The following is a 14,847-nucleotide window of genomic DNA, read 5'->3' on the forward strand; positions in this document are numbered from 1 at the left end:
GGGACGTCTCCTCGTCGACTGGGCTTCTCTGCGCCGTGGGGCCCCTCCTCGGAGCGGCTCCCTGCCGAGAGCCCCGGGCCGCCCCTGCGCGCGCGTCCGGCCCGGGTCGTTCCTCCACAGGCGCCGACGCGGGCGTCTCTCCTCCGATCGGGCAGGGAGCGCCCCGGCGCGCGGAACGGGCTCCTAGCGTGCCGGGATGACCCGCGACTTCGTCCCCCTCGTCCCCGCCGAGCACCGCCGCGACCCGCTGCCGGTGCGGCCCGCCGCCGCCGGTCTCGGGCTGCTCGCGCCGCACGCCGCGGACCCCGCGGTGACCGACCTCTTCGTGAACGGCGGCGCGGGCCTCTGGATAGACCGGGGCGGTGGTGCGGAGCGGGTGCCGGAGTGGACGCTCGACGCCGCCGGAGCACGGCGGCTGGCCGTCGCGCTGGTCGCGGCCGGTGGACGGCACGTCGACGAGGCGACCCCGTGCGTGGACGTCAGGCTCCGTCACGGGGTCCGCGTGCACGTCGTGCTGCCGCCGGTGGCGACCGGGGGAGCGCTCGTGTCGGTGCGGGTGCCGCGGTCGGACTCCTGGACGCTCGGGGAGCTGCAGGCGGCGGGGATGCTGGACGACGACGGGGTGCGGCTTCTGCGCCGGGCGGTCCGCGAGCGGTGGAACCTGCTGATCACGGGAGCCGGTGGATCAGGCAAGACCACCCTGCTCGGCGCCCTGCTCGGGTGCGCGGCGCCGACCGAGCGGATCGTCGCCATCGAGGACGTCGGCGAGCTCCGGCCTGCGCATCCGCACGTCGTCTCGCTCGAGGCGCGGCAGCCCAACCTCGAGGGCGCCGGTGCCGTGGGGCTGGACCGGCTCGTGCGGGAGGCGCTGCGGATGCGTCCGGACCGCCTGGTCCTCGGCGAGTGCCGCGGCGTCGAGCTGCGCGAGCTGCTGTCCGCGCTGAACACCGGGCACGACGGCGGTGCGGGGACCCTCCACGCGAACTCCCTCGAGGACGTGCCCGCGCGTCTCGAGGCGCTCGGGGTCCTCGCGGGACTCGGGCCCGAGGCGATCGCCCGCCAGACGGTCAGCGCGATCGACCTGGTGCTCCACCTCGAGCGCCGCGACGGGCGGCGGCGGCTGGCGGCATTCGGGACGTTCGCGCTCGACGCGGCCGGCCGCCTGAGGGTCGAGGACGGGTCGCTCCCGAGCGCCTCGAGGTCGAGCGCGTGACGGGCCGGGACGGGCTGGACGAGGTCGCGGCCGTCGTGCACCGACTGGCCGTCCTCCTCGCGGCGGGAGTGGCTCCCGCGTCGGCCCTCGGGCATCTCGCGGGGGCGGAGGGGGCGGACAGCGGGGACGCGCGGCGGCGGCGACTGCTCCGGGCGGTGTCGGAGGAGGCCGGCCGAGGGGGCGACGTGACGGAGGCGCTGCTGCGCGGGACGCCGGCTTCGCGGCGGAGCGGCTCGGAGCGGAAGCGGCCGCGACGGCGAGCGCCGGACACCGGTGAGGCGACCGCGTGGGCGGCGCTGGCCGCCGCGTGGCGGGTGGCCGCCGACTCCGGCGCGCCGGTCGCCGCCGCTCTCGGCGAGCTGGCGGAGTCCCTGCGCGAGCTGGCGCGCGCCCGCCGGGACATCGAGGTGGCTCTGGCCGGTCCCTCCGCCACCGGGAGGGTCGTGAGCGCGCTGCCGCTGGCGGCGCTGGGTCTGGGGGCGCTGCTGGGCTTCGACGTGGTCGGCGTGCTCCTCGGGACGGTGCCCGGTGCGGTCTGCCTGGTCGGGGGAGCCGGGTTGATGGCGGCCGCGCACGCGTGGACGCGGCGCCTCGTCCGAAGCGCGGCCCCGGCCGATCCGGCGCCCGGGCTCGCGCTCGACCTCCTCTCGGTGGCGCTGGCCGGTGGCGGCTCGATCGAGTCGTCGCGCGCCCGGGTCGTGGCGGCGCTCGCCGAGTGCGGGCTCGACTCGGGCGAGCGCGTGCTCTCCGACGCGGACCCGGTGCTCGCCCTCTCCGCGGCGGCTGGTGTGCCGGCCGGACGCCTGCTCCGGAGCGAGGCGGCTCTGGTCCGGGCGCGGGCGTCCTCCGGGGCGCGGGAGCGAGCCGCTCGGCTCGGCGTGACCCTGATGCTGCCGCTCGGAGTCTGCGTGCTGCCGGCGTTCCTGCTGCTCGGAGTGGCCCCGATGGTCGTCTCGGTCCTGCTCTCGACGTTCTCGGTGACGGCGTGATTCGGTCGACCGCTCCTCCACAGGGGCGGGATCGGGAGGCGTGTCCACGGATCGGCCGGAGGGCCGATCGGCGGGATCGGGAGTCCGCGATCCTCGGAGGAGGGGCACGGAGCGGGGCGGAACGGAGCAGGACACATGAGCAGTGACACGGCGATCAGCGGCGGGGAAGTCTCCCGGAGTCGAGGATTCGGTAGGAGGAGGGATGCGGGAAGTGGTGTGGCCGGAACGAGCCGGGGCTCGAGGAGCGGCGGAGATGCGGTGTCCGGCGGAGGAACGGGCATCGACGTCTCCGCGGGGCGCGTCGAGTGGTGCCGACCCGGGTGGGGAGGTCTCGGCGCTCTGGGCGACGAGGAGGGGTCGGCGACGGCGGAGTACGCGATCGCGACGATGGCCGCGGTCGGCTTCGCCGGGCTGCTCGTGGTCATCCTCAAGGGCGACGAGGTGCGGAGCATCCTGACCGACCTGGTGACCCGCGCGCTCACCGCGGCGGGATGAGAGGCCTTCCGCTGCTGCGCGGGCGGCTCGTCCAGGAGGAGGGCTCGGCCACTGCCGAGCTCGCGCTCGTGCTCCCGGCGGTGGTCGCGGTGCTGGCGCTGTGCCTGGGATCGGTGGCGGCCTCGGCGCAGTACGTCCGGCTCGTGGACGCGGCGGCCGACGCGGCCCGGTCCGCGGCCCGGGGCGACGACCCCCACGCGCCGCTCGCCCGGGTAGCGGGGGCGTCGCTCACGGCGGGGGAGCAGGACGGACTGGTCTGCGTCGACGTCGCGGCTCGGCTGCATCCGCTCCCGGCGGTGTCGCTCCCGGTCTCGGTCCGGTCCTGCGCGCTGGGCGGAGGCGGATGATCCGCCGGCTCCCCGGGGCTGTCCGCGACCAGGAGGAGGGATCGGCCGCGGTCGTGGCGATCGGAGTCGTCGCGGGCACGATCCTGGTGACGGCCGCCGTGCTCGCCGGCTGCGCAGGAGTCGTCGGGCACCAGCGAGCCGTCGCCGCCGCGGACGCCTCGTCCCTGGCAGCGGCCGACGTCGCCTCCGGCCTGCTGGCCGGGGATCCGTGCGGACGTGCCGCCGCCGTGGCCCGCGCGAACGGCGCCGAGCTCGTCCTCTGCGACGTCGACGGCGGCGTCGCGAGAACGGAGGCGGCCGTCGCCGCGGGTCCGCTCTCCCTCACGGCGCGGTCGAGGGCCGGACCGCCGCCCTGAGGGCGGAGGCAGCAGCGGGCGTCGTCCGGACCGAGGTTCGGACGACGCCGCGGGAGCGCGTCAGTCGGAGGAGAGTCGCTGGTACCGGTACGCGGCGGCGGTCGGCAGGGCGCCCGCGCCCTCGTCGTGCTCGAGGCCCCCGGCGAGGAGGTAGATGTAGCGGGAGCCCGCCCTCGCCCCGGGGATCTCGAGGCGTGCGGCGGGGGCCTGATCGTCGCCGTATCCCCGGCGGAGGGTCTTGCCCTCCAGCGGTCCGTCGAGGAGCTTGGCCGTGTAGGCGGAAGTCGTGGTGGTGTGCGTCGTTGCCATGCCTCATCATGCGCCGATCGGCGCCGCGCGTCACCCCCGCCGACGGCAGGCCGGGCAGGCGGCTCCGAGGCCGTGTCCAGCGTCCTCCCGAGGTCCCCGTGTCCTCGGGAGGGGGCAGGACGTCCGGGGTCAGTGTGTATGGTGTGCCTGTCGGGCGCCCCCGCCGATGGGGACGCGTCGCCGTTCCCCGCACCACGTCGCCGCGCACCGTCTCCCCGCAGCAGGGGACGTCGGACCACTGGTCGTCCGACCCGACAGCACCAATCGAGGAGAACTGTGTCCGGCACGAAGAAGCTGGTGATCGTCGAGTCGCCGGCGAAAGCCAAGACCATCGCCCAGTACCTGGGCGACGGCTACGAGGTGCTCGCCTCCGTCGGGCACATCCGCGACCTCATCGAGCCGAAGAACCTCCCCCCGGAGCTGAAGAAGGGCCCGCTGGGCAAGTTCTCCGTCGACGTCGACAACGGCTTCGAGCCCTACTACGTCGTGTCCGACCAGAAGAAGAAGACGGTCGCCGACCTCAAGCGCGCGCTGAAGAACGCCGACGAGCTCTACCTCGCCACTGATGAAGACCGCGAGGGCGAGGCCATCGCGTGGCACCTCCTCGAGGAGCTCAAGCCCAAGGTCCCCGTGCACCGCATGGTCTTCCACGAGATCACGAAGGACGCGATCCAGAAGGCGCGCGACAACACCCGGGACATCGACACCTCCCTGGTCGACGCCCAGGAGACCCGCCGCATCCTCGACCGCCTCTACGGCTACGAGATCTCGCCCGTGCTGTGGCGCAAGGTCGGCCCCGGGCTCTCGGCCGGTCGGGTGCAGTCGGCCGCGACCCGCCTGGTGGTCGACCGCGAGCGGGAGCGCCTGGCGTTCGTGTCGGCGAGCTACTGGGACCTCGCCACCGTGCTCGCACCCGAGTCGGACGCCGCGGCGGGCTTCGACGCCCGCCTGGCGCGGCTCGACGGCAAGCGGATCGGAAGCGGCCGCGACTTCGACGACCGCGGTCAGCTGAAGGGCGACGTCACCGTCCTCGACGAGTCCACCGCCGGTGCCCTCGCCGAGGCGCTGCGCGACCCCGCCACCACGGTCCGGGTCTCGAACCTCGAGTCCAAGCCGTACTCGCGCCGCCCCGCCGCCCCGTTCACCACGTCCACGCTCCAGCAGGAGGCGGCGCGCAAGCTCCGCTTCTCGGCGCGCCAGACGATGAGCGTCGCGCAGTCGCTCTACGAGAACGGCTTCATCACCTACATGAGGACCGATTCACCCGGGCTCTCGCAGCAGGCGCTGAACGCCGCACGCACTCAGGCCGCGTCCCTCTACGGAGCCGAGACCGTCCCGGACAAGCCCCGCCTGTACTCCGGCAAGAACAAGAACGCGCAGGAGGCGCACGAGGCCATCCGGCCCGCGGGCGAGACCTTCCGCACCCCGGACCAGCTCTCGGGCACCCTCCGCGGCAACGACCTCCGCCTCTACGAGCTCATCTGGAAGCGCACCGTCGCCTCGCAGATGGCCGACGCCAAGGGCTCGACCGCCACCGTGACGCTGCTCGCCGAGCCGGCCGGCGACGTCGCGAAGACCGCCGAGTTCACCGCCTCCGGAACCGTCATCACCTTCCGCGGATTCCTGCTCGCCTACGAGGAGGGGCGCGACGAGGAGCGTCACGGCGCCCGCGACGAGAAGGACGCCAAGCTGCCGGTGCTCGAGGTCGGCCAGAGCCTGGTCGTCGCCGAGGTCGAGGCCAAGGGCCACGAGACCTCGCCGCCCCCGCGCTACACGGAGGCGAGCCTGGTCAAGGCGCTCGAGGAGCTCGGCATCGGCCGGCCCTCGACCTACGCGTCGATCATCTCCACCATCGTCGACCGCGGCTACGTCACTCCGCGCGGCACCGCCCTCGTGCCCAACTGGATCGCCTTCTCGGTGGTCCGGCTGCTCGAGGACTTCTTCTCCGACCTGGTGGAGTACGACTTCACCGCCGAGATGGAGGGCGACCTCGACCGCATCGCCGGCGGCGAGGAGGACCGCGTCGCCTGGCTCAACCGCTTCTACTTCGGCGGAGGCACGCACCCCGGGCTCCGACACGTCGTGGACAACCTCGGCGAGATCGATGCGAAGAGCATCAACTCCGTCCGGATCACCGACGACATCACCCTGCGCATCGGCAAGTACGGCCCCTACCTCGAGGTGGCCCAGGAGGAGGGGCAGGAGACGCCGCGTCGCGTCAACCTGCCGCTCGAGCTGGCTCCCGACGAGCTCACGCCCGCCAAGGCGCAGGAGCTCGTCGACGCCCCGGTGCAGACCGACCGCGTGCTGGGAAGCAACCCCGACTCGGGCAAGACCGTCGTCGTCAAGGACGGGCGCTTCGGCCCCTACGTGACCGAGGTCGATCCGGAGCCGGAGACCGCGGCGGATCCCGCCACCGGGGAAGTCGTCGAGCGCGCGCCCGCGAAGCGCGGCGCGAAGAAGCCCGCTGTCGTGAAGCCGCGCACCTCCTCCCTCTTCAAGTCGATGGACGTCGCGTCGATCGACCTGGCGACGGCGCTGCGCCTGCTCGACCTGCCGCGCACGGTCGGCGACGACCCCGAGAGCGGCGAGCCGATCACGGCTCAGAACGGCCGGTACGGCCCGTACATCAAGAAGGGCACCGACAGCCGGTCGCTCACCAGCGAGGACCAGATCTTCGAGGTCGACCTGCCGACGGCGCTCGAGATCTTCGCCCAGCCGAAGTACGGGGCGCGACGCGCGTCGAGCGCGCTGAAGGAGTTCGAGGCGGACCCCGTCAGCGGCAAGCCGATCCGGATCCGCGACGGACGCTTCGGCGCCTACGTGACCGACGGCGAGACCAACGTCACGATCTCCAAGGGCCTCACGATCGAGGAGATCGACTTCGAGCAGGCGGTCCAGATGCTCGCCGACAAGCGCGCGAAGGGCCCGGCCAAGAAGGCTCCGGCCAAGCGCGCGCCGGCCAAGAAGCCCGCGGCGAAGACCACGGCGGCCAAGACGACGGCGGCCAAGACGACAGCGGCTAAGACGACGGCGGCTAAGACGACGGCGGCTAAGACGGCCGCGGCCGCCAAGAAGACGACCGCAGCGAAGAAGCCCGCCGCGCCCCGCGCCACCGCCGCGAGCCGCGCGGCCGCGGCGGCCGCCGCCGAGACGTCGGACGCGACCGAGTCGTGACCGGGCTGTTCGTCACCCTCGAGGGCGGGGACGGCGCGGGCAAGACCACGCAGGCCCGGCTGCTCGAGGAGTGGCTGGGCACGCGGGGCGAGACCGTCGTCCGCACCCGCGAGCCCGGAGGCACCGAGGTGGGCCTGCAGATCCGCGAGATCGTTCTGCACCACCGCGGCGAGATCGACCCGCGGGCCGAGGCCCTGCTCTACGCGGCGGACCGCGCCCAGCACATCGGGACGCTCGTGCGACCGGCGCTCGAGCGCGGCGAGGTCGTCGTGCAGGACCGCTACATCGACTCCTCCGTCGCCTACCAGGGAGCCGGACGGGTCCTCGACGCCGTCGAGGTCCGGCGGCTCTCGGAATGGGCCACCCGCGACCTGAGGCCCGACCTCACCGTCCTGCTCGACCTCGACCCCGCCGTCGCGCGGGGCCGGCTCGACGCGGCCCGCACCCGCTTCGACCGGCTGGAGGCCGAGAAGGCGGAGTTCCACGGGCGCGTGCGCGAGGCGTTCCTGGCGATCGCCGAGACGGACGCCGAGCGCTTCCTCGTCCTGGACGCCGCTCTCCCCGTCGAGGAGATCGCGGCCGCGGTGCGGGAACGGGTCGCCGTCCTCCTCGACGGCGCGTCGGCTGTCGGTGCTCGCGGTTAGCCTGGTGGCATGACCGTCTGGAGCCAGCTCGTCGGGCAGGAGCACGCCATCGGCGCCCTGCAGGACGCCTCGACGCCCCGGGACGACCGTGGCCGGGAGTCGTCGTCGATGACGCACTCCTGGCTCATCACCGGCCCTCCCGGGTCCGGCCGCTCGAACCTCGCCTACGCGTTCGCCTCCGCACTGCTCTGCCGCCGCGGCGGCTGCGGGGAGTGCCCCGACTGCCGCCAGGTCGCCGCCCGCTCCCATCCCGACCTCGCCGTGCTGACGACCGAGCGCGTGATCATCTCGATCGACGAGGTGCGGCGGCTGGTCAGCAGCTCGCAGTACTCGCCCTCGGTGTCGCGCTACCGCGTCATGGTCATCGAGGACGCCGACCGGATGAGCGAGCGCACGTCCAACGTGCTGCTGAAGGCGCTCGAAGAGCCGCCGGAGCGCACGGTCTGGATCCTGTGCGCCCCGAGCGAGGCCGATCTGCTCCCCACCATCCGCTCCCGCGTCCGCTCCGTGCGGCTCCGCGTGCCGAGCGTCGAGGACGTCGCCGGTCTCCTCGAGCGCCGCGACGGGGTCGACCCCGAGACCGCCGAGCGCGCCGCCCGCCAGGCTCAGAGCCACATCGGGATGGCGCACCGCCTGGCGACCGACGCGAACGCGCGCGAGCGGCGCGAGGAGACGCTCCGCATCGCCCTGCGCCTCCGCGGCGTCTCGGACGCGGTGCTCGGCGCTGCGCGGATGATCGAGGTCGCGACCGAGGACGCCAAGGCGATCACCCTCGAGCGCGACGAGGCCGAGCGGCAGCAGGCGCTGCGCTCGCTCGGCGTCGAGCCCGGGGGCACCGTGCCCGCGCAGCTCCGCTCGCAGCTGCGGGCGCTCGAGGAGGACCAGAAGCGACGCGCGACGCGGAGCCTCCGCGACGGCCTCGACCGGATCCTCGTCGACCTGCTCTCCCTCTACCGCGACGTGGTGCGCCTCCAGCTCGGGGCGCCCGGCGGCGTCATCAACGAGGAGGTCCGGACCGAGATGACCGCGCTCGCCGAAGCGACTCCGCCCGACCGCACGCTCGCGGTCCTCGACGCGATCGCGACCGCCCGGCAGCGGATCGACGCGAACGTCTCCCCGGTCCTCGCTCTCGAGGCGCTGCTCGTCGTCGCGGCGCGCCGCCCGGTGGCCGCGTGAGGCGGGGGCGCCGGTCGGCCGTCGTCGTCGCGCTCGCCGCGGCCGCGTCCCTCCTGACCGGCTGCTTCGCGCCCGGCCCGAGCGTCGACCGGACCTCCACCCCCTATCCGCAGACCGTCGACGACTCCCTGGAGCGCTACTACTCGCAGGTGCTGGTCTGGGACGACTGCGGCGACGGCGCTCTCTGCACCGACGCGACCGTCCCGCTCGACTGGGACGACCCCTCGGGGGAGACCGCGTCGATCGCTCTGGTGCGCCGACCCGCGACGAAGGGACCGGCGATCGGCTCCCTGCTCGTGAACCCGGGCGGACCGGGAGCGTCGGGCGTCGACTTCATCCGCGACAGCGCCGACTACGCGGTCGACTCCGCGCTCGCCGCCCGGTACGACGTCGTCGGCTTCGATCCGCGCGGAGTGGGCGCCTCCACCGCGGTCTCCTGCCTCGACGCCGCGGGCCTCGACTCCTACCTCTACGACATCACGCCCGGGGAGCGGGGCAGCGACGAGTGGATCCAGGCGCAGCGCACGTCCGCCGCTGCGTTCGCCGCCGCCTGCCAGGAGCGCAGCGGGCCGCTGCTGCCCGAGGTCGGCACCCCGAGCGCCGCCCGTGATCTCGACGTGCTGCGCGCGGCGCTCGGCGACGAGACGCTGCACTACCTCGGCTACTCCTACGGCACGTTCCTCGGAGCGACCTACGCCGGGCTGTTCCCGGACCGGGTCGGCCGCCTCGTCCTCGACGGCGCGATCGATCCGGCGGCCACCTCGTTCGACGTGGTGCGCGAGCAGGCGAAGGGGTTCGAGAGCGCACTGCGCGCCTACCTCGCCGACTGCCTCCGCTCGGACGACTGCCCGTTCACCGGCACCGTCGACGCGGGGATGGCCCAGCTGAAGCGCATGCTCGATGACGTGGACGCCTCGCCGATCCGGGCCGCCGACGGCCGTGAGCTCGGCGCGAGCACGCTGTTCACCGCGATCGTCTACCCGCTCTACGACGCCACGGCGTGGGGAGCGCTGAGCGAGATGCTGGCCGACGTCCGCCGGGGCGACCCCGCGGTCGCGTTCCAGTACGCGGACGCCTACAACGGGCGCGACGCGGACGGCCGGTACGCGGACAACACCACCGAGGCGTTCCTCGCGATCAACTGCGTCGACTACTCCTACGACGCCGACACCGCCTCGATGCGCGCCGACGAGGCCGCTCTCGAGCAGGCCGCGCCGACGATCGGCCGCTACATGGCCTACGGCGACATCCTCTGCAGCGAGTGGCCGGCGGCCTTTGAGGGCTCCCGCGAGCCGATCACCGCGGAGGGCTCGGCGCCCATCCTGGTCGTGGGCACCACGAACGATCCCGCGACGCCCTACGTGTGGGCGCAGGCGCTCGCGGGCGAGCTCTCCGCCGGTCACCTGGTCACCTACGACGGCGAGGGCCACACGGCCTACAACAAGTCGACGTCCTGCGTGAACGACGCGGTCGACGCGTACCTGCTCGAGGGGACCGTCCCGGAGGTGGATCCGCAGTGCTGAGCGAGCAGGAGCGGCCCCGCGAGCAGCAGCCCGGGCTCCGCGAGCGCAAGCGCCTGGCCACGCGGCGGGCGATCGAGATCGCCGTCCTCCGCCTGGCGAGCGAGCGCGGGCCGGAGCGGGTGACCATCGAGGACGTCTCGCGCGCCGCCGACGTCTCCACGCGCACCTTCTTCAACTACTTCGCCTCGAAGGAGGACGCGCTGGTCGGCGGGCTCCCGGTCATCGCCGACGAGACGGCGGCGGCGTTCGTCACGGGCCGGGGCGCCGTGCTCGAGGACCTGCAGCGGGTCTTCGTCGCCGCGATGGAGGAGCCGCTCGAGGAGGACCGGGAGCTGCACGTCCTCCGCCGCGCGCTCTTCCGCGAGCACCCGCATCTGGTCGGTCTGAAGATCGCGGGCATGCGCGAGTTCGAGCTCGCGGTCGAGGGGCTCGTCGCCGAGCGTCTCGGCCAGGAGGACGACGACGCGGAGCGGGTGCGCAGCCGGGCGCGGATGCTGACGCTCCTCGGGCTCGCCGCCGTCCGCCACGCCTGGGCGGCCTGGGTCGATCACGACGGCCGGGAGGCCCTGCCCGGACGCATCGCCCGCTCCTTCGAGGAGCTCCGCGGCGCGCTCGCCTGAGCCGAGCGCAGCGGTAGCCGCCGCCGTCGCGGGGCCTCTGCTCGACCGCGCCGTCCTGATTCACGCCCGGGGGCGCGAGCAGGCTATGCTGTGTAATCGTGTCCGGGGCTCAGGCCCCGCGTGCACGCCGCCTTAGCTCAGTCGGCAGAGCGTCTCACTCGTAATGAGAAGGTCGTGGGTTCGATTCCCACAGGCGGCTCCCTCTCCCGTCATCCTCGACGTCCGAGCCGGATCCGTGAGTTCCCGGCCGGATCCGCGGCGTCCAGGTCGCGTCGAACTCGCGTCGCTACCCTGTTGCGGATGACCGACACGCCTCCTCCCCGCCGTCGCCGCACTCTCGTGGTCGCCGCGGTGCTCGTGGCCGCCGTGCTCGGTGGCGGCGCCTTCGGCGTGGGGACGGCTCTCGGCAGCGCCGCGGAGCCAGGGGCGCTGCCCGTCGCCTCGACCCCGACCGCCACCGCGACTCCCACACCGACGCCGACGGCCACGGCGCGGCCCACCGCCGAAGCGGCGGCCGAAGCGCTCCGCACCTGCTCGGTGGCGGGGCTCGCCGCCGACCCGCGCCTGGGCTCGATGCAGGCGCGCGTGGTCGACGCCGCGACGGGCGAGGTCCTGTTCGACCGCGGGGGCGGGACCGCGTCCCGCACCGCCTCCGCCCTCAAGATCCTCACGGCCGCGTCGGCGCTCGCGGTCCTCGGCCCGGACACACGCATCGCCACCACCGTTGTCCGCGGGAGCGAGCCCGGAAGTGTCGTCCTCGTCGGCGGGGGAGACCTCACCCTGACCGGGCTCCCGACCGGCCGGGAGTCGACCTACGCCGGAGCGGCCCACCTCGACGACCTCGCGGCGCAGGTCGAGAGCGCCTGGGAGGCGGACCCCTCCACCGCCGGGACGCCGATCACGTCGCTGGTGCTCGACTCCTCCCTCTACTCGGGCGAGACCTGGCAGCCGAGCTGGAACCGCAAGGAGCAGGTCGACGGCTACATGCCCGAGATCACGGCGCTCCAGGTGGACGGCGATCGCGAGGACCCCACGGCCTCGACCTCCGAGCGCGGCACGGATCCGGTCGGCCGGGCCGGAGGGGCGTTCGCCGATGAGCTGGACGGCTCGCCCGTGGTCTCCACCGGGACGGCTCCCGCGGGCGCGGCGGTTCTCGGCACGGTGGAGTCGGCCCCGGTCGGCACGCTCGTGCAGCAGATGCTGCTCGTCTCCGACAATGCGATCGCCGAGATGCTCGCGCGACTCGTCGCGATCCGCACCGGCGCGGGCAGCGACTTCGCTGCCGAGCAGGCCGGTGTGCTGCAGGGGCTCGCCGGTTACGGCGTCGACACGTCCGGGATCGCGATCGTCGACGGCTCCGGTCTGAGCGACGACAACGCGGTCGCGCCGGCGTACTTCACCGAGCTGCTCCGGAAGGTGCAGGCCCGCGAGGGGCAGCTGGGGATCCTCCTGGACGGCCTGCCGGTGTCGGGCCGGACGGGCTCGCTCTCCTACTCCGACCGCTTCGCCGGCGACAACGCCGCGGCCGACGGCGCGGTGCGAGCGAAGACGGGCTGGATCGACACCGGCTACACCCTGGCCGGCGTGGTCACCGCGGCGGACGGCACCGAGCTGACCTTCGCGGTCTACGCTCTCGGCGACGTCTCCGACTCGGCGAAGACCGCGATCGACACCCTCGTGACGGGCGTCTACCGCTGCGGATCCTCGCTCTCCGACTCCTGACCCGGACGGGTCGGCCGCCCGCTCCTCCTCTCCACCTCCTCCCGGAAGGCCCACGATGACCACCGCACTCCTGATCGTCGACGTGCAGAACGACTTCACCGAGGGCGGCGCGCTCGCCGTCACAGGCGGCGCGGCCGTCGCCCAGGGCATCACCGCGCATCTGGCGGCGCACGCCGGCCGGTACTCCGCGGTGCTGGCCTCCCGCGACTGGCACGAGGGCGACTCCGACAACGGCGGCCATTTCGCGGTGGAGCCGGACTTCGTCGACAGCTGGCCCGTCCACTGCGTCGCCGGCACGGACGGCGCGCGGTTCCACCCGGCCCTGGACACCGCTCTGATCGACGTGCAGATCCTCAAGGGGCAGGGCCGCCCCTCCTACTCGGCCTTCGAGGGCACGACGGAGGCGGGCGAGGAGCTCGGCGCCGTGCTCGCGGAGCAGGGCGTCACTGCGCTCGACGTCGTGGGACTCGCGACCGACCACTGCGTGCGCGCCTCGGCGCTCGACGCGCGACGGGCGGGGCTCGAGGTCCGCGTGCTCCAGGACCTGGTCGCAGGCGTCTCCGAGGAGGCGAGTGCCGCGGCGCTGCGCGAGCTGACGGAGGCGGGAGTCCGCGTCGAGCGGTCCGTCTGAGCGCTCGTCCCTCCACAGGGCTCAGGGAGGCGCAGGTCCTCGCGGCTCCCGGCGACCACGCCCCCGGAGCGATCGCCCGTCCTACACTGGGAGGACGAGAAGCTCCTCCCGGCGCGGTCTGCGCGCTCCGATCCGAAGAAGTGGTTCCCTCCTGTGACTGATTCCGTCGCGTCCCGCGCCGCCGAGACCGCTCTGCTCGCCCGCATCCCCACGCAGCTGCTGATCGGCGGTGAGTGGGTGGACGCCTCCGGCGGCGGCTCGATCGACGTCGAGGACCCGGCCACCGGAGCGGTCCTGGTCTCGATCGCCGACGCGACTCCGGAGGACGGGGTCCGGGCGCTCGACGCCGCCGTCGCCGCCGGTCCGTCGTGGGCCGCGACGGCGCCGCGGAAGCGGGGCGAGATCCTCCGGCGGGCGTTCGACCTCCTGCAGGAGCGCACCGAGGAGTTCGCGCTCCTGATGGCGCTCGAGATGGGCAAGCCGGTCGCGGAGGCGAGGGGCGAGGTCGTGTACGGCGGCGAGTTCCTCCGCTGGTTCAGCGAGGAGGCGGTGCGCATCAGCGGACGCTACGGCGTCTCGCCCGAGGGCAGTGGCCGGATGATCGTCTCGCAGCACCCGGTGGGCCCCTGCTACCTGATCACCCCCTGGAACTTCCCGCTCGCGATGGCGACGCGGAAGATCGCTCCGGCGCTGGCGGCGGGCTGCACCGTCGTCGTGAAGCCGGCCGAGCTCACTCCGCTCACCACGCTCGCCTTCGCGGCGCTGCTCGCCGAGGCGGGGCTCCCCGACGGCGTGCTCAACGTGGTCACCACGTCCTCGGCGGGAGCCGTGTCGGCTCCGATCCTGTCGGATCCCCGCCTGCGGAAGGTGTCCTTCACCGGCTCCACTCCCGTCGGGCGCACGCTGCTGCAGCAGGCCTCCGAGAACGTGCTGCGGACCTCGATGGAGCTGGGCGGCAACGCGCCCTTCGTCGTGTTCGAGGACGCCGACCTCGACCGGGCGGTCGAGGGCGCGATGCTCGCGAAGTTCCGCAACATCGGCCAGGCCTGCACGGCCGCCAACCGCTGCTTCGTGCACGAGTCGATCGCCGAGGAGTTCGCCGCGCGGATCGTGGAGCGCGTGCGCGCTCTGCGCGTCGGCCGCGGCACCGAGGACGGAGTGACCATCGGCCCGCTGATCGACGAGCGCGCGGTCGAGAAGGCGTCCGCGCTGGTGGAGGACGCAACCTCCCGCGGCGCGCGCCTGCTCACCGGCGGCGATCGGATCGAGGGGGCCGGCCACTTCTACCGGCCGACCGTGCTCGCGGGGGTCGACCGGGAGAGCGAGATCCTGCGCACCGAGATCTTCGGCCCGGTCCTCGCGATCGTGCCGTTCACCGACGAGGACGACGCCGTCGCGCTCGCCAACGACACCGAGTACGGACTGGTGTCCTACGTCTTCACGCGCGATCTCGCCCGCGGTCAGCGGATGATCGAGCGGCTCGCCACCGGGATGATGGGCCTCAACGTCGGCGTGGTGTCGAACGCGGCGGCGCCCTTCGGCGGGGTGAAGCAGTCGGGCCTCGGCCGCGAGGGCGGACTCGAGGGGATCCACGAGTACCTCAGCACCAAGTACACGCTCACCCCCGACCCCTTCGCCTGATCCG

14 protein-coding genes and 1 tRNA gene are annotated in these 14,847 nt (G+C 73.8%); 14 read left to right on the forward strand and 1 reads right to left on the reverse strand.

Annotated features, from left to right (window positions below):
• The first annotated feature begins 196 nt into the window (after positions 1-196).
• The 5 genes from C5B92_RS07240 (at position 197) to C5B92_RS07260 (ending at position 3,400) form a co-directional block, all read left to right on the forward strand.
• A complete protein-coding gene (locus C5B92_RS07240) occupies positions 197-1,213 on the forward strand; it encodes a TadA family conjugal transfer-associated ATPase (RefSeq protein WP_104326890.1) in 1,017 nt (338 codons plus the stop codon).
• Entirely contained in the window at positions 1,210-2,202 is a 993-nt protein-coding gene (locus C5B92_RS07245) for a type II secretion system F family protein (protein ID WP_104255843.1), read from the forward strand. The genes C5B92_RS07240 and C5B92_RS07245 overlap by 4 nt, the downstream gene beginning before the upstream one ends.
• A 258-nt stretch (positions 2,203-2,460) precedes the next feature.
• On the forward strand, positions 2,461-2,697 hold the full coding sequence (locus C5B92_RS07250; protein ID WP_258059887.1) for a DUF4244 domain-containing protein: 237 nt from the start codon (positions 2,461-2,463) through the stop codon (positions 2,695-2,697).
• Positions 2,694-3,044, forward strand: a complete 351-nt coding sequence (locus C5B92_RS07255; RefSeq protein WP_104255841.1) for a TadE family type IV pilus minor pilin — start codon at positions 2,694-2,696, stop codon at positions 3,042-3,044. The genes C5B92_RS07250 and C5B92_RS07255 overlap by 4 nt, the downstream gene beginning before the upstream one ends.
• A complete protein-coding gene (locus tag C5B92_RS07260; protein ID WP_104255840.1) occupies positions 3,041-3,400 on the forward strand; it encodes an Rv3654c family TadE-like protein in 360 nt (119 codons plus the stop codon). Before C5B92_RS07255 ends, C5B92_RS07260 begins: the two co-directional genes overlap by 4 nt.
• 60 nt (positions 3,401-3,460) lie before the next feature.
• Here C5B92_RS07260 and C5B92_RS07265 read toward each other — a convergent pair whose 3' ends face one another.
• Complete coding sequence (locus tag C5B92_RS07265) at positions 3,461-3,709, reverse strand: hypothetical protein (RefSeq protein WP_104222197.1); 249 nt, start codon at positions 3,707-3,709, stop codon at positions 3,461-3,463.
• A 276-nt stretch (positions 3,710-3,985) separates the two neighbouring features.
• On the opposite strand from C5B92_RS07265, the gene topA reads away from it, so the two are divergent.
• The 9 genes from topA (at position 3,986) to C5B92_RS07310 (ending at position 14,843) form a co-directional block, all read left to right on the forward strand.
• Positions 3,986-6,886 carry a type I DNA topoisomerase gene (gene topA, locus C5B92_RS07270; protein WP_104255839.1) on the forward strand — a complete coding sequence of 967 codons (2,901 nt, stop codon included), beginning with the start codon at positions 3,986-3,988 and terminating at the stop codon, positions 6,884-6,886.
• On the forward strand, positions 6,883-7,530 hold the full coding sequence (gene tmk, locus C5B92_RS07275; RefSeq protein ID WP_104255838.1) for a dTMP kinase: 648 nt from the start codon (positions 6,883-6,885) through the stop codon (positions 7,528-7,530). The genes topA and tmk overlap by 4 nt, the downstream gene beginning before the upstream one ends.
• A 9-nt stretch (positions 7,531-7,539) precedes the next feature.
• On the forward strand, positions 7,540-8,706 hold the full coding sequence (locus C5B92_RS07280) for a DNA polymerase III subunit delta' (RefSeq protein ID WP_104255837.1): 1,167 nt from the start codon (positions 7,540-7,542) through the stop codon (positions 8,704-8,706).
• Positions 8,703-10,229, forward strand: a complete 1,527-nt coding sequence (locus tag C5B92_RS07285) for an alpha/beta hydrolase (RefSeq protein WP_104255836.1) — start codon at positions 8,703-8,705, stop codon at positions 10,227-10,229. The genes C5B92_RS07280 and C5B92_RS07285 overlap by 4 nt, the downstream gene beginning before the upstream one ends.
• Positions 10,223-10,849 carry a TetR/AcrR family transcriptional regulator gene (locus tag C5B92_RS17270; RefSeq protein ID WP_181028766.1) on the forward strand — a complete coding sequence of 209 codons (627 nt, stop codon included), beginning with the start codon at positions 10,223-10,225 and terminating at the stop codon, positions 10,847-10,849. Before C5B92_RS07285 ends, C5B92_RS17270 begins: the two co-directional genes overlap by 7 nt.
• Positions 10,850-10,975: 126 nt before the next feature.
• Positions 10,976-11,048: transfer RNA gene (locus tag C5B92_RS07295), tRNA-Thr, on the forward strand.
• A 101-nt stretch (positions 11,049-11,149) separates the two neighbouring features.
• Positions 11,150-12,571 carry a D-alanyl-D-alanine carboxypeptidase/D-alanyl-D-alanine-endopeptidase gene (gene dacB, locus C5B92_RS07300; RefSeq protein ID WP_104255835.1) on the forward strand — a complete coding sequence of 474 codons (1,422 nt, stop codon included), beginning with the start codon at positions 11,150-11,152 and terminating at the stop codon, positions 12,569-12,571.
• Between the two features lie 55 nt (positions 12,572-12,626).
• Positions 12,627-13,202 (forward strand): isochorismatase family protein, encoded by a 576-nt coding sequence (locus C5B92_RS07305; RefSeq protein ID WP_104255834.1) that lies wholly within the window; start codon positions 12,627-12,629, stop codon positions 13,200-13,202.
• A 153-nt stretch (positions 13,203-13,355) separates the two neighbouring features.
• The gene (locus C5B92_RS07310; protein WP_104255833.1) at positions 13,356-14,843 is read left to right on the forward strand and encodes an NAD-dependent succinate-semialdehyde dehydrogenase; all 1,488 of its coding nucleotides are present in this window, start codon (positions 13,356-13,358) and stop codon (positions 14,841-14,843) included.
• Positions 14,844-14,847 lie beyond the last annotated feature (4 nt).

The sequence above is a fragment of the Rathayibacter sp. AY1A4 genome (genome assembly GCF_002930955.1).
In the GTDB taxonomy this organism is placed as follows: Bacteria; Actinomycetota; Actinomycetes; order Actinomycetales; family Microbacteriaceae; genus Rathayibacter.

Excerpts from the sequence above, each read along its gene's own strand:
- C5B92_RS07240 (WP_104326890.1), top strand. The coding sequence starts at position 197 with ATGACCCGCGACTTCGTCCCCCTCGTCCCCGCCGAGCACCGCCGCGAC.
- C5B92_RS07255 (WP_104255841.1), top strand. The coding sequence starts at position 2,694 with ATGAGAGGCCTTCCGCTGCTGCGCGGGCGGCTCGTCCAGGAGGAGGGC.
- C5B92_RS07260 (WP_104255840.1), top strand. The coding sequence starts at position 3,041 with ATGATCCGCCGGCTCCCCGGGGCTGTCCGCGACCAGGAGGAGGGATCG.
- C5B92_RS07265 (WP_104222197.1), bottom strand. The coding sequence starts at position 3,709 with ATGGCAACGACGCACACCACCACGACTTCCGCCTACACGGCCAAGCTC.
- C5B92_RS07280 (WP_104255837.1), top strand. The coding sequence starts at position 7,540 with ATGACCGTCTGGAGCCAGCTCGTCGGGCAGGAGCACGCCATCGGCGCC.
- dacB (WP_104255835.1), top strand. The coding sequence starts at position 11,150 with ATGACCGACACGCCTCCTCCCCGCCGTCGCCGCACTCTCGTGGTCGCC.
- C5B92_RS07305 (WP_104255834.1), top strand. The coding sequence starts at position 12,627 with ATGACCACCGCACTCCTGATCGTCGACGTGCAGAACGACTTCACCGAG.